General features: G+C 40.5%; 10 protein-coding genes. All 10 read right to left on the bottom strand.

The genetic code is table 11. The features are described from left to right. Nucleotide 1: 1 nt before the first annotated feature. Nucleotides 2-766: a DeoR/GlpR family DNA-binding transcription regulator gene (locus HRT55_RS03805; RefSeq protein ID WP_291619048.1), complete on the bottom strand. Its 765-nt coding sequence runs from the start codon at nt 764-766 to the stop codon at nt 2-4. A 206-nt stretch (nt 767-972) separates the two neighbouring features. Continuing rightward, on the bottom strand, nt 973-2,346 hold the full coding sequence (gene glmU / locus HRT55_RS03800; protein WP_291619046.1) for a bifunctional UDP-N-acetylglucosamine diphosphorylase/glucosamine-1-phosphate N-acetyltransferase GlmU: 1,374 nt from the start codon (nt 2,344-2,346) through the stop codon (nt 973-975). A gap of 218 nt (nt 2,347-2,564) precedes the next feature. Beyond that, nucleotides 2,565-5,279, bottom strand: a complete 2,715-nt coding sequence (locus HRT55_RS03795; RefSeq protein WP_291619044.1) for a nitrate reductase — start codon at nt 5,277-5,279, stop codon at nt 2,565-2,567. 56 nt (nt 5,280-5,335) lie between these two features. Beyond that, the gene (gene nirD, locus HRT55_RS03790) at nt 5,336-5,695 is read right to left on the bottom strand and encodes a nitrite reductase small subunit NirD (RefSeq protein WP_291619042.1); all 360 of its coding nucleotides are present in this window, start codon (nt 5,693-5,695) and stop codon (nt 5,336-5,338) included. Nucleotides 5,696-5,709: 14 nt separating this feature from the next. Beyond that, nucleotides 5,710-8,295 (bottom strand): nitrite reductase large subunit NirB, encoded by a 2,586-nt coding sequence (gene nirB / locus HRT55_RS03785; protein ID WP_291619040.1) that lies wholly within the window; start codon nt 8,293-8,295, stop codon nt 5,710-5,712. A gap of 468 nt (nt 8,296-8,763) precedes the next feature. Then, a complete protein-coding gene (locus tag HRT55_RS03780) occupies nt 8,764-11,463 on the bottom strand; it encodes an EAL domain-containing protein (RefSeq protein ID WP_291619038.1) in 2,700 nt (899 codons plus the stop codon). Nucleotides 11,464-11,882: 419 nt separating this feature from the next. Next, nucleotides 11,883-12,221 carry a hypothetical protein gene (locus tag HRT55_RS03775; RefSeq protein WP_291619036.1) on the bottom strand — a complete coding sequence of 113 codons (339 nt, stop codon included), beginning with the start codon at nt 12,219-12,221 and terminating at the stop codon, nt 11,883-11,885. Nucleotides 12,222-12,352: 131 nt separating this feature from the next. Then, nucleotides 12,353-12,793 (bottom strand): hypothetical protein, encoded by a 441-nt coding sequence (locus HRT55_RS03770; RefSeq protein ID WP_291619034.1) that lies wholly within the window; start codon nt 12,791-12,793, stop codon nt 12,353-12,355. A 165-nt stretch (nt 12,794-12,958) separates the two neighbouring features. Next, entirely contained in the window at nt 12,959-14,695 is a 1,737-nt protein-coding gene (locus tag HRT55_RS03765) for a sodium:solute symporter family protein (protein WP_291619032.1), read from the bottom strand. A gap of 3 nt (nt 14,696-14,698) precedes the next feature. After that, nucleotides 14,699-14,953: a DUF4212 domain-containing protein gene (locus HRT55_RS03760; RefSeq protein WP_367241197.1), complete on the bottom strand. Its 255-nt coding sequence runs from the start codon at nt 14,951-14,953 to the stop codon at nt 14,699-14,701. Nucleotides 14,954-15,637: the final 684 nt, after the last annotated feature.

Here is a 15,637-nt window from a genome sequence, read left to right as displayed (position 1 = left end):
GTTAGCCCTTGGCGATAATTAATTTTACGCCTTGCTCCGTTAAGGCTATGCGCATTTCTTCTGAGAGACCATCATCGGTGATCACTGTATGAATTTGCTGCCAGTTTAGTTCTAAATTAGGGATTTTCTTGCTTATTTTGGCCGATTCAACCATCACGATGACTTCGCGAGCCACTTCAGCCATAACACGGCTTAAGCCGATTAATTCATTAAAAGTAGTAGTACCACGGTTAATATCAATACCGTCGGCACCAATAAACAGTTGGTCAAAATCATAAGAGCGTAATACTTGCTCGGCAACTTGCCCTTGAAACGCCTCTGAATTAGCATCCCAAGTACCACCGGTCATCAATAATGTCGGCTCATTTTCTAAGGCGTGAATTTCGTTAGCAATGCTCAAAGCATTGGTCATTACCACTAAACCTTTTTTATGGGCTAACTCACTGACTAAAGCCGATGTGGTTTGACCGCTATCAATGATAATGCGGTTGTGATCACGAATAAGCATGGCCGCTTTTTTAGCTATGAGTAACTTTTGTTGCGACAGTTGCTCAGTCTTTACTTCAGTAATTTCACTAGGCAAGGCCACTGCGCCACCGTAGCGCCTTAACAATAAGCCACTGTTTTCCAGTGCCGCTAGATCTTTTCTGATGGTGACTTCTGAAGTATCAAATTGCTTGGCTAAGCTGTCTACGCTCACTTCACCCTGGGCATTTAAATCGGCAATAATATTATGACGACGTTGTTGAGTATTTCGTTTAGACATAGGATTTTATTTTTAACTTCTATGATTAGTTTGTTTCGAAAAGTTTCGAATTGCGCAACTTAGTTTCGCTATAATCGATATTATGTTTCATACCGAAAGATAATGCAATTTTTTACTTTGACTTAGCTATAACTTATCTTAAAAAAAAGTCACAAAAAAAGCGCTAAAATAGCGCCTTTAGTAAGGAGTGCTGAGCTTAAGTAGGCTTAGTTCTTTTTTACCGGACGTTGCCAACCACTAAGGTTACGCTGTTTTGCTCGGCCAAGGGCTAAATCACTTTCTGCTACTTCTTTAGTAATTACCGAGCCCGCAGCTATAGTTGCTGACTTTCCAATAGTTACCGGTGCTACCAATGAACTATTAGAGCCAATAAATGCATGATCACCAATGACTGTAGTTGATTTATTTACACCATCGTAGTTACAAGTAATAGTACCCGCGCCAATATTTACCTTGCGACCAATTTCGGCATTACCTAAATACGATAAGTGACCTGCTTTAGTGCCTTCACCTAAAGTAGTATTTTTCATTTCAACAAAATTGCCAATATGCGAGTCTTGTTTCATCACTGAACCAGGACGAATACGGGCAAAGGGACCCACCGAACAATTCGCTTCAATGATTGCATCTTCAATAATACTGTTTGGCTTAATTTCAACATTTTCGCCAATAGTACTATTGGTAATAATACAGTTAGCGCCCACCAGTACATTATCAGCCAGTGTAACTTCACCGACAAAAATACAGTTTACATCGATACTAACTTCAGTGCCTGTGGTTAACTTGCCACGAACGTCAATGCGCGCAGGGTCACGTAAACTAGCGCCAGCAAGCATAAGCTCTTCAGCAATGCGCGCTTGGTAAGCACGCTCTAAGGTGGCAAGTTGCACACGGTTATTAGCGCCTTCGACTTCAATTTCAGTTTCAGGATGCGCAGTAGCAATGGTTTTACCTTCGCCATGAGCGGCGGCAATAATATCCGTTAAGTAATATTCACCTTGAGCATTATCGCTAGACAAGTTACTTAACCAACGTTTTAAGTCACCACCGTTAGCTAATAAAATACCAGTATTGGCTTCATTAATTTTTAACTGCTCGGCACTGGCATCTTTTTGCTCAATGATGCCGACCACTTGTTGTTGTCCGGCTATTTCTTCACGGACAATACGGCCATAACCCATAGGATTAGCTAAATGTACAGTTAATAGCGCCATGCCATTGTCAGGTTTAGCTGCCAGCAAACTTTCTAAGGTAGATACTTTCGTTAACGGCACATCTCCATAAAGTACTAATACATCTTCATCATCACTTAGAAAAGGCGAGGCTTGATCAACGGCATGACCGGTACCTAGTTGTTCTACTTGCTCAACAAAGGTTAAGTCTTCACCGGTAATACGCTGCTGCAATACTTCACCGCCAAAGCCGTACACTAGGTAGATATTGCTCGCACCTAATTGACGAGCACTATCGATAACATGAGCAACCATAGGTTTTTCAGCTATGTTATGGAGCACTTTGGGTAAAGAAGAGCGCATGCGAGTACCTTTACCCGCGGCAAGAATAACAACAGAAAGTGACATGATAAATCCATTCATTGAGCATTTTTAAGAGCGCGTATTGTAACCAAGTTACCCTATGCTTTACTAGTGCGCTTATTTAGTAAAACATGAATAAATCACAGTAAGCGATTTACAATTTGTTTTTCTTCGACTTAAATAGAAAAAACAATTACCACCGAGGACACAGAGGCGCTTTGCGCTACACCGAGTAAGTGAGTAAGTGAGTAAGTGAGTCTAGATTAGACAGCGACTACCGCCATGTCATGTTGTCGAATTAAACTGGCTAACTCAGGTTTACATGAACCACACTTAGTACCACATTGCAGTTTTTCACCCAGCTGTTCAACGCTGCCACAACCTTGCGCTATAGCTTGGTTAATTGTTTTTTCACCGACAGCAAAACAACTACATACTTGTTTGCCTTGATTAAATTCTTCACTGGCTATACCCAATAATAACGATTGTATGGTGGAAAACTCTAGCTTTTCTTCACTGAAAACGTGTTCAAGCCAGCTCATTTCAAGCTTAGGCCACTCTTTAGAAAAATAGGCTAAGGCGACTAACTTCCCTGCTTGCAAACAGACAATATACGACTGGTCGCCTTGATTAAATTGCAACCACTCTCCCGATAATTTAGTCGCTTGCTGACACCATAACAAGGCATCTGCAACCTGCTCTTCAAAGGCTGTTTGGTATGCACTGCCATAAGCTGCTTTATTTTTTAACCAAAAGTCTGCCGAGACTTCAAGTTCATTTACATCACTTATGCTAGCGAATGTGTGTAAACTCAAATATTGCTGATAGCTTTTTTTAGTTAACGCAACTGCACCTTGCTTACATTCAGCTTGGCCCGAAATAGGGTCAACAATACCTTGATATAAGACACTAACATTCGCATGTGAGGCGTAGCTTTTATTCCAATGTATCGGCATAAAACACTCACCCACGCGCTGTTTATCATCTAACTTAACGTGTGCAATCGCCTGGCCAGTACTGGCGGTAATGTTAAGCATATCGTCATCAACGACTGCTAAGTTCTTGGCATCACTAGGGTGAAGATAAAGATACGGTTTGTCAGTATGCGCTGACAATTTACTGGTTTTTCCGGTACGAGTCATCGTATGCCATTGATCGCGCATTCGACCACTGTTAAGCACAAAAGGAAATTTCTCGGAAGTTCTCTGTATTGGTAATTGGGGAGTCACGGCAATAAATTGCGCTTTACCGGTAGCGGTATTGAATTTACCATCGGCATAAACCCGATCACAACCTTGCGGGTATTGCTCGTTAACCGGCCATTGTATCGGTGTCAACTCATGGTATTCCTGCGCCGTTAACTGACTCAAGCCAGACAAATCAAGCAGACGTTCACCATTATTTTCAAAACTGGTTAAACGGGCATGTTCGTTAAAAACATCGCTAACATCTTCGAAATCAAAACCGGCAAAGCCCATGCTTTGCGCTACATCACGGATAATTTGCCAATCATGTTTTGCTTGACCTGCAGGTGCGACGGCATTGCGTTGACGAGATATACGACGCTCTGAATTAGTTACTGTGCCATTTTTTTCTAACCAAGGTGTTGCTGGTAATTTCACGTCGGCAAAGGCTAAGGTATCATTTTCTTCAACACAATCTGATACGACTACTAACTGACACTTTTTCAGCGCCGCGGCAATTTTGTCGCGATCAGGCAAGCTCACCATAGGATTGGTTGCCATTACCCATACCGCTTTAATTTCTCCCGTGGCGATTTTGTCAAACATCTCCACGGCCTTAGCACCTTGTTTATTTGCCATGGTTGGTGATTGCCAAAAGCGCTGTACTTTATCTTGGTGCAGTGGATTATCAATATCCATGTGAGCTGCGAGTTGATTGGCTAAGCCACCTACTTCCCTACCGCCCATGGCATTAGGTTGTCCAGTAATTGAAAACGGGCCACAACCCGTTTTAGCCATTTTTCCGCTGGCTAAATGACAGTTAATAATACTCTGGCACTTATCTACGCCAGAAGAAGATTGATTAACGCCCATAGAATAGAAAGTTAGCGCCTTTTTACTCTGGCAAAACAACTGATAAACAGTCGTTAACTCTTCCGCACTAACTTGACAATATTCAGCCACTTTATCTACTGACCACATAGCTGCATGCGTTAGCGTTTCTTCAAAACCTTCGGTGAATTCGTCGATATAATCAGCATCTAAACCGCCATTTTCAGCCAAATAATTCAACAGACCATTAAAAAACGCACCGTCACTGCCAGGCTTTAATTGAATGAAGTTATCGGCTAGTTCACAAGTAGCTGTTTTTCTTGGATCAAGCACTACAACTTTCATTGCCGGATTGATCTTTTTAGCGCGCTCAATACGTTGATACAACACAGGATGTGTCCAGGCGGCATTCGAGCCTGTCAGTAATAACAAGTCGGTTTGCTCAAGATCTTGATAACTACAAGGCACCACGTCTTCGCCAAACGCGCGTTTATAAGCAGAAACTGCTGAGGACATGCATAATCTAGAATTAGTATCGATATTGCCTGAGCCGATATAACCCTTCATCAATTTATTAGCCAAATAGTAGTCTTCGGTCAAGAGCTGACCTGAGACATAAAAAGCAACGGCATCTTTACCGTGATTTTTAATAATATCGCTGAATTTATCCGCCACATAATCAGTAGCTTGCTGCCAACTAACCTGTTCTCCTGAAATTTCAGGCACTAACAAGCGATTAGTTAAATCGATGGTATTGAGTAAGTTACTGCCTTTTACACATAGCTTGCCATAGTTGGCCGGATGATCAGCTGAGCCAGTTAATGATGTTGCTTTGCCATCAGCTATACCAATATCAACACCACAACCAACACCACAATAGGCACAGGTACTCTGGATCAGTGACGGCATCTTTTTTTCACTCTCAAGTGAAACATATGGTGAATCAGCGGTTAATAAACTCATACTGAACTCCTACCTAATTCTAAATAATGTATTAATGAATACGAGATAAAAACAAGTTAATAAAGTACTTGTACTTGCTCATTTTCAATACGAATCGGGTAAACCGAAATACTCTGCTCTTCTTGCAAACAACGACCTGTCTTTAATGAAAAATGTTGTTTGTATAACGGCGAAGCAACAACGGGTTCATCGGCAATACAGCCAACAATGCCGCGATATAAAACATTGGCTTTACCGATAGGGTCGTAGTTGCCAACGGCATATATTTTATCTTCGCTGTTCGGTAGGTGAAAAATAGCAATTTGTTCTTCGTTACCGGCTTCATTAGCAAGTAACGCGCAAATACCTGAATCTTTTACTAAGTCACTTGAGTCACAAATTGTGCGCCATGTTTTTTCTGTATTTGTTGTAGTCATTTTTTGTGCTCCTCTTAAACTTCTTCAGCTACTGCTTCTTTTTCTGTAGCATCATTTTCTACAGATGGGATAAAGGTTACGGCAATTTTCTCTTCACCACGTGCTGGACGAATTTGCTCACGCTCGGTAACAAACTGGATATTGCTATCACTTTTGTCAGAGTTAACAAAAGGTTGGAAACGTTTTAATGCTTCAGGGTCTTCCAAAGTCGTTTTCCATTCACATTGATAACTACCAACAATTGCCGCCATTTGCTCTTCTAGCGCGTCGGTAATACCTAAGCTGTCTTTCATGATAACGTCTTGTAAGTAAGTTAAGCCGCCTTCTAAGTTATCCATCCAAACTGAAGTACGTTGTAATCTGTCACCCGTTTGTACGTAGAACATTAAAATTCGATCAACATATTTTACTAAGGTTTCATCATCTAAATCGGTGGCAAATAAATCACCGTGACGTGGTTTCATACCACCGTTACCGCCGACAAAAAGGTTCCAACCATTTTCAGTGGCGATAATTCCTATGTCTTTACCTTGTGCTTCAGCACATTCGCGGGTACAACCTGAGACACCAAATTTAATCTTATGTGGTGCACGTAAACCTTTGTATCTGTTTTCTAAATCGATGGCCATGCTCATGCTATCTTGCACGCCGTAACGACACCAAGTAGAACCAACACATGATTTAACGGTACGTAATGATTTACCGTAGGCGTGGCCGGTTTCAAAACCAGCATCAACTAACTCTTTCCAAATGGGTGGTAATTGTTCAACACGCGCACCGAATAAATCTACACGTGCGCCACCAGTAATTTTGGTATACAAGTTATATTTCTTGGCAACTTGCCCTAAAACGATAAGTTTATCCGGAGTGATCTCACCACCAGCAATACGTGGTACCACTGAATAGGTACCATCTTTTTGCATATTACCTAGGTAAGTATCATTGGTATCTTGTAGTGATAAATGTGGTTTTTTAAGAATGTAGTCATTCCAAACTGACGCCAGTACTGAACCCGCTACCGGTTTACAAATTTCACAACCTAAACCACGACCGTGTGAGCTAAGTAGCTCATCAAAGGTTTTGATTTTTTCAACACTGACAATGTCAAACAGCTCTTTACGTGAATAAGCAAAATGTTCACAGATGTCTTTTTTAACTTCAACACCGCGTTTTTCAAACTCGTTATCGGCAACACTTTTAACTAAGGCTGCACAACCACCACAACCTGAGCCGGCTTTAGTGCCGCTTTTCACTTGACCAACATCAACGGCGCCACAATCAATCGCGGCAATAATGTCGCCTTTAGTAACGTTATGACATGAACAAATAGTGGCAGTATCAGGTAAGGCATCAACACCTAAAGTAGGCTTATCTGCCGCCATTGGCAGAATTAGACCTTCAGGTGATTCCGGTAATTCAATGGCATTAAGCATATATTGCAATAAGGTATCGTATTCACTGGTATCACCAATAAGCACTGCACCAAGTAAGGCTTTTTTATCGCTCGATACCACTATTTTCTTATAAACGCCTTCAGGTTGGTTTTCATAGGTATAAGTTAATGAACCTTCCGTTTTAGCGTGGGCGTCACCAATAGAGCCAACTTCAACACCCATGAGTTTTAATTTAGTACTCATATCAGCACCGGTAAACTCAGCTTCTTCGCCACAGATATCTTTAACGGCAACTTTAGCCATGCTGTAACCGGGTGCAACTAAACCATAGATAAAGTTATTCCATAAGGCACACTCACCGATTGCATAAATATCAGCGTCTGAGGTTTTACATTGGTTATCAATAACAATACCGCCACGCTGACCTATTTCAAGATCAAACTCACGGGCGAGGTTGTCATAAGGGCGAATACCCGCTGAGAATAAAATTAAATCGGTTTCAAGTTCGGTACCGTCGCTGAAACATAATTTATAACGGTGCTTATCACCCGCTACAATTTCATTGGTTGCTTTTGATGTATGCACTTGCACACCTAGCTCTTCGATTTTTGTTTTTAATAAACGACCACCGCCGCCATCAACTTGTACACCCATTAACTGTGGAGCAAATTCAACAACATGTGTTTCTAAGCCAAGCTCTTTTACCGCTTTTGCTGCCTCTAAGCCAAGCAGACCACCACCAATAACAACACCAACTTTACTAACGTCAGCACTGGCTTGAATCGCTTCTAAGTCATCAATGGTACGGTAAACTAAGCTATGTTCAACATCGCCACCAGGAATAGGTGGCACAAATGGATATGAACCAGTAGCTAAAATAAGTTTGTCATATTCAAAACAGTCACCGCTTTCAGTAGTGACTACTTTAGCTGACTTATCAATATTGGTTACTTTGGCATTAGTTTTAAAAGTAACCCCTAACTCATCATAATGCTCAGGCGTGGTCAGGGCGAGATCATCTGCAGTTTTACCTGCAAAGTATGAAGATAAATAAACACGATCGTATGCTAATCTTGATTCAGCAGATAAAACTGTTATTTGATAATCTGAATTTTTAGCCATTTCTTCAACAAAGTGATGGCCAACCATGCCATTACCAACCACAACAATTTTAGCTTTGCTCAACAGCTGTTTATCTGTTTTCATAAGGACAATCCTACTCATAGTGCGAGAATAGAATAAAACGCTTTGCTTGAGACTTAAGTTAAGGCTTCTTTTGCCAGCAAGGTTTTATTCAACATGACATATATAGAGCAAGCTAAGTGCCAAAAGGTTATCTACTTGAATAACAAGGATTTAGAATAAAGGCCTTCCGCTATTTTTACCTTTTTGCACTAAGGTGATGACTAAGCGGCACTGACACGGTGCAAGTGCTGACACAATAGAAATAAGCTGAGCACCAGTCAACAAATGGTAACTGAGTGCTTCTGTCATTAAATTTTTAGGGTTTGTTGAGTAGTTAATTTAGGAATAATTAGGGGCTAGTGAATGTAAGAATGATTAGCTTTAGCCGAAGTTTTATGGATATAGAGCCTATATCGACTCTATACCCCCTTAATTCTTTAATATCTGGGAGTGCTTGGCCGCCATAGTTCCTTAATAGCAGCGTTTTGCTCAAGTCGTTATGATTGATACCGCCGCTTCATTGGCTAGACTAGTGTCCTTTACTCGCCTAAATTTTTCGATAAATTGGCTGGCTGGCATAGGTCTGCCGGTATAATAACCCTGCACATAATCACACTTTTCGCCCTGAAGATATTGCAGCTGCGCCTCTGTTTCTACACCTTCGGCCAGTACATCTAAGCCCAATGAGTGGCTCATCTGAATAATAGCTGTGGCAATCGATTTACTATCATCGTCATTCTCAAGATCAGTAATAAAACTACGGTCTATTTTCACTTTTTGAATCGGAAAGCGCTTCAAATAACTCAGCGAGGAATAACCGGTACCAAAATCATCCATTGCCAACTGAAAGCCAGCATCATGTAAAGCCTTCATCATATCTATAGCTTGATCAACATTATCCATCACCGCGCCTTCGGTGATTTCAAGTTCGATAAAGTTGCTGCTAACATCATGCTGCTCTAAAATTAGCAGCATATGTTGTAAAAAATCTTTACGTCTAAATTGTACCGGTGAAATGTTAATCGCTACCTTAATATCGACAATCCCGACATTTACAAAGGTTTTTATTTCACGACATGCCTGTGCCAAGACCCAATCGCCCAATTCATTGATCAGTCCACTCTGCTCAGCAACAGCAATAAACTTATCCGGCGGGATCATACCTTTCTCTGGGTGATGCCAACGTATCAATGCCTCAGCACCAACAAGTGTCTTATGGTCAATAGTAAAGAGCGGTTGATAGTAGAGTTCAAAATGACCTTGCAGTAAAGACTCGGCTAAATCAGTCAAAATTTCCTTGTTTTGCTGCAATCTAACATTCATCTCACGAGTAAAGAAGCAGGTGGTATTACGACCATTATCCTTCGCCTGATACATGGCAATATCGGCATTTCGAAGTAGCTCCTCACTATTATCAGCATCATCAGGACAAAGTGTTACCCCTATGCTACTGCCCATATTAATATTGTGACCATTCACTGTTATTGGTGTTTTCAATAACTTATTGAGTCGACGAGCAAAACTCACTGCGTCTTCAATGCCATTAACCTTATTGATAATGAAAGCAAACTCATCTCCACCTAACCTTGCTACCGTATCCATTTTTCTCCCGGTACCAGCGAGCCTTAACGCCACTTCTTTAAGTAATTCATCGCCAGCTTCATGACCCATGGTGTCATTTATTATCTTGAAGTTGTCTAAATCCATAAAGAAGACAGCAAATTTATGATCGTGACGTTTAGCCATTGCTACCGCCTGCTGTAACCTATCTTGAAATAATAACCGATTAGGCAAACCCGTCAGTGAATCATGCAGTGCCAAATGCTTCAGTTTATGTTCTGCTTGGTTAAAGTAATAAGCCAACAAGCCGAATTCATCTTTTCTGCGATCATCGAGCAACTCTGTCTGAGTATGCTCGCCATCTGCTACCGATTTCTGCAGTTGGTTGACCATTCGATACATAGGGACAATTAAACTGCGTCGACAATAAATAAAACCGAAAAAAGCCGCGACAATCATGATGGCGAAAAGCAATATTAAGATCAAATTAGCCACCTTACTGGCGCTATTTATCGCCACTTGTTGAGGTGTGACGACAATTATTTTCCATAAGGTTTTTGGCATGATAAATACCGACACGTTTACTGGCTCACCGAGTATGAAGTCTTGCTGACTGATCACCGAAATCGTTGTAGAGCGAAGCTTGTCATGCTGATCTCGTAGCATCAACATATTAGCGACAATTAATTGTGCGTCTATGGAAGATATTTGTTTGCTTTGCTCAGCAATACCCTCAGCCAGTCGCCTATTTTTCTCTACAACAGACTGAATCAAAGATTGATTTATTTCAGTTAACACATCAGCAACAGGCTGAAATGAATCAAGTTTTTCTGCTAGCTGATTTACCGTAATATACTCTTGAGTAAGATTATTATTATCTCGATTGGTTGTTTTAGTTAGCTGGTCATCGGGAAATGACAAAAATTTATTATTACGATCAACGGCATAAGCATAGCCGCCAAGCTTAGCGCTACCTTCGCGTAATATACTCTTCAGCTGTTGCAGGCTGACATCAACCGTAGCATTACCCGAAAACTGTTGCTGATCGAACATTGGCACGGTACAGGTTACCATCGGCGCCAAAGTATATGGGTCCATATAAGACTTAGACCAGAGACACTCTCCGGGCTTGCTATAGCGACCTGGCACATACCATTCTTCGTTATGATAACCTGTACTATCGGCATCATTATATTGGTCGAAATATTGCAACTTACCTGAGCTGTCTCGCCCCCAAAAGAAGCTACGTTGCTCTTTGCCTGGAGTAAAGTGTCCAGGCTCAGGCCAGACGCCACCGCCGACAATAAAGTCTTGGCTTTCTTGCATAGCAAGCATTTGAGGAATAACTTTGTGGAACAGTTTTGGCTCTTTCGGCAAGGTTTCCCCTGCAGCGGCCAAATTTCGAGTTAAGGTTTCCGCAATACTAATGCGTAGTGATATCTCTGATACGATTCGAGAACCAGTCTCACCAATCAATTCCTTATTTTTATCAACTAAATATTCCTTAGCGACGAGATCGACCACCATATAAGTTGCCGCGAGCATCACTACAAATAACAGACTCAGGCCAAAGGAAAACTTAAATAAAATGGTATGTTTGGGTCTTACTGTCGGTCTAATAGCAGACATACCTTCTCCTGAAAGCTAGCTATATTAATAATAAAAAATGAATGACGTAGTAAATTTTCAACTAGTTTCAGCATAAACTTGCAGTAAATGGCGCTATCGCTCAAAGCATAGCTATCTTTCACCACGTATGCGTACAACTAAACAATGAAAATTAAGAAATATTATCGTTTAGTTTTACGCATACTCAACTGAATATCAATAGGTTGTAATGCTGTGTAATGTTCTAATTTTACGGGCTCTTCGCACTACAAAATTAGCGCAGTTAACCGTAAAATGAAGAGCGTCAGCGCAAGGTTATCAAGAGATATTAAGCAAGATGAGGGAGTTTACTCTAGGTAAACTCCCTATGCTGTACTAGATTTTTGTTATAGCTTTGACTTGGAAGTGGTGGTGATAGTTTGTTTGAATTGATTATTAAGCTAGACGGTTAGGTATTCTTCATAAATTATTTTATTATCTTGCCAAGTTTGAATATGTTTGCCGGTAAATTCATTTAAGGTTTCATCAGTACCTATCATTTTATAGAAAAAGACCAGCTCACTAATATTACCCTTAAGTTGCTGAGAGATAAGTTGGATATCAAAGGATTCAATGGAGGCGACAAAGCCTTTTTGTCTTTCATAGGCTTCAGACATTGATTGAGCAAACAGTTCTCCATCACTGAGCATAGTGACATCATCATGATAGTATTTTTCACATAATGCCAGTACTTGTCCTGCTTGATTCATCCTTATAAAATCATCGACTAAATATTGCATAAATTAATCCCTTAATTGTTTTTAGACGTTATACCAATTGAACACCAACTTAAAATTATAGCTGCTTTTTATCGCAATACTAGGGTCTGTTCTTACTATCCTTTATGTTACTTACCCGTAAAGTGATTGGCTTACTTCACTGTTTGTGTATAAAACTCACTGATGTACTGGCCACCTTTAATATTGGCGATTAAACGTAATCTATAACTATCGCCTTTATTAGCTACCAGCTCACCTATTGGTGTATTACTGCGCCAATAATAAGGACTTTTTTGCATACCTAGTGGATAAGGCGTCATGTTATCGCTTTTATCGACCAAAAATAGGGTGGCACTATCTAACGGAAAAGTTGAGTTAACTTCAGTAACACCTGCGTTATCAGAAATGTTTACTTTAAATTCACCTGAGCTCAGCACACAATTTTTATTCACAATATCACAGTGTCCTTCCTGCGATAATTGAATGAGTTTATTACCATCAGCTTCTGCCTCTTCATAATAATCCGCGCCAATAAAACCAATAATAGCGAGAAAAGGAGCAACCATAAAAGCAAGTCTAGTGTGTTTATTCATAGGGTATCTTCTTATACTTTTTCTTTAAAAAAAAACATTGGTTTACTAAAGACATTAAACCAAATCGCGGCAGAAAAAGAAAGGCTAGCGACTTTGGGAGCAACAGTCGTCTAGCCTTTTAGTTTATCTTGACGTGACCTAATTCACGTCTAATCACTTAATATTCTAGTGATCGTGTGCTGCACTAACATTTCCTGGAATACGCATGTTCTCTACCATTGCTTGGATATGTGCTGGTGCTGGACCCGTAACTCTAAGTACTGCAAAAGCTACGATAAAGTTAACTAATGCACCGACCGCACCAAAAGCGTTAGGCGAAATACCGAAGAACCAGTTTGGACCCATATCACCTAGGAACGAAGTACCTGGGATAAACATAATGCCTTTATGTTGGAACACATACAGCATAGTTATGCCGATACCTGAACACATACCTGCAACGGCTGCTGTACCACTCATCTTCTTAGAGAAGATACCCATCATTAGCGCAGGGAAGATACTGGATGCCGCTAAACCAAAGGCTAAGGCGACCGTTCCTGCGGCAAAGCCAGGCGGATTTAAACCAAGGTAACCCGAGACAATAATCGCTATGGTCATGACTACTCGACCAGCCAGCAACTCATTTTTCTCCGACAGATCCGGTGTTAATATACCTTTCATTAAATCATGTGAGATGGATGAGGATATTGCCAATAACAAACCAGCGGCGGTTGATAGCGCTGCAGCTAAACCACCCGCGGCAACCAAGGCAATAACCCAGTTAGGTAAGTTCGCAATAGCAGGGTTAGCTAATACCATAATGTCACGGTCAACTTTCACCATTTCATTAGTTTTAGCATCCGCTGTGTATTGAATTCTACCGTCGCCATTTTTGTCTTCATACTTTAATAGACCAGTTTTTTCCCAATCTTTAAACCATTGTGGACGTTCAGCATACTCAAGATTTTGACCCGCGACAGGTTCAATAGTATTCATCAAGTTAAGACGAGCCATAGCGCCAACTGCAGGAGCAACAGTGTAAAGCAAGGCGATACAAACTAAGGCATAACCCGCTGAAGCACGTGCTGCTTGTACTGAAGGTACAGTAAAGAAGCGCATAATTACATGAGGAAGACCCGCAGTACCAATCATCAAAGAGATAGTATAAGCGAACATATTCACTGTACCACCTAGGTTATCTGTGGTGTATTCTTTGAAGCCTAAATCTGTAACAACCATATCTAACTTATCAAGCAAATAAACACCACTACCATCGGCAAGGGTACTACCTAAACCTAATTGTGGAATTGGATTACCAGTAAGTTGTAATGAAATAAATACCGCAGGAATAGTGTAAGCAAAGATCATTACTACATATTGCGCAATTTGTGTGTAAGTAATGCCTTTCATGCCACCTAACACTGCATATACCCAAACAACAAACATGCCTATGCCTAAGCCTATCCCGTAATCAACTTCTAAGAAGCGAGAGAAAGCAACACCGACACCTTTCATTTGGCCGATAATGTAAGTTAATGATGCGATGATTAAACAAGCTACCGCAACAACACGGGCAGTTTTAGAATAATATCTATCAAAAATGAACTCAGGAACGGTAAATTTACCGTGTTTACGCATGTATGGCGCTAAAAGCAATGCCAGTAATACATAACCACCAGTCCAACCCATTAAGAATACTGAGCCGCCGTATCCCATAAAGGCAATCATACCAGCCATGGAAATGAATGACGCAGCACTCATCCAATCGGCGCCAATTGCCATACCATTTTGTAATGGCGTTATGCCACCACCCGCTACGTAAAAATCACTGGTTGAACCCGCACGAGCCCACCAAGCAATAGCAAAATATAAGGCGAAGGTGCCAAATACTGCGATGTAAGTATAAAGTTTTAGTTCTTCCATCTCTTAACCCTCCGCGTGATATTTTTTATCAAGCTTATTCATTTTGGCACCATACCAAAAGATCAAACCTAAAAATGAGTAAATAGAGCCTTGCTGTGCAAACCAAAAACCAAGTTTGTAGCCACCTAGACGTATTTCATTTAATGGTTCAACAAGCAACAAACCTAAACCAAATGAAACGATAAACCAGATTGTAAGACAGATAAAGATCAGGCGAAGATTTTCCGACCAATAGGTTTCTTTATTTTCTTCCACGATGTTCTCCTAGCGAATGTATAGCGTTAATTAGCGTATTATATTTTTATTGCGCTTTGACGCATTTCTTAATAAAAAGAAGTTGTAATAATTTTAGTGAACGTTTTAGTAAAAGTGTGGATATAGATTTCTGTCAAAATTGGCTAAAGAGCGCGAACAGTGGCAAAAATCCATATTCAACTTTACCTGTTAATCAATCTAACAAGCTTTTTTTTGGCCGGGTATTAGCCTTTAGTCTAGATTGATGAAAAAGGCTGGAGCTAGGATGAAACCTGAGTAATTAGTCTAATGTTAGTCTTGTATATTCACTCTGGACATATAAAAAGTGATTACCAATGCAATGTGCTTAGCAGAGCTAAAGATCTACCCTAGGCTGTTAAAATATTGATTGCCATACTCAACTTTAGTCTAGGTTTTCCTGATAACACTTGTCTATACGACAACAAAACTCTAGATTAATGCTATACCCGTTACCATTCAAGATGCATGTTTCAGAGTGCTTGAGCAATTTCAATTCAAGGCATATCAATGTAGCCATGGTTATTCCATTTTAAATGGATGTAACGATGAAGTGATGTTGATCAAGCGCTTCTGCGATGGGTTTTAAAAGACTTTATGCCGCGTTAAAGAACAAAAATATAGAGTGACTATGTTTACGTTCTTCTCCTTGCCTAAAGTCATTTAAAT

The sequence above is a fragment of the Colwellia sp. genome (genome assembly GCF_013214175.1).
Lineage (GTDB): Bacteria > Pseudomonadota > Gammaproteobacteria > Enterobacterales > Alteromonadaceae > Colwellia.
Note: the sequence above shows the minus strand (reverse complement) of the source record. Positions and strands in the feature narration are given on the sequence as shown.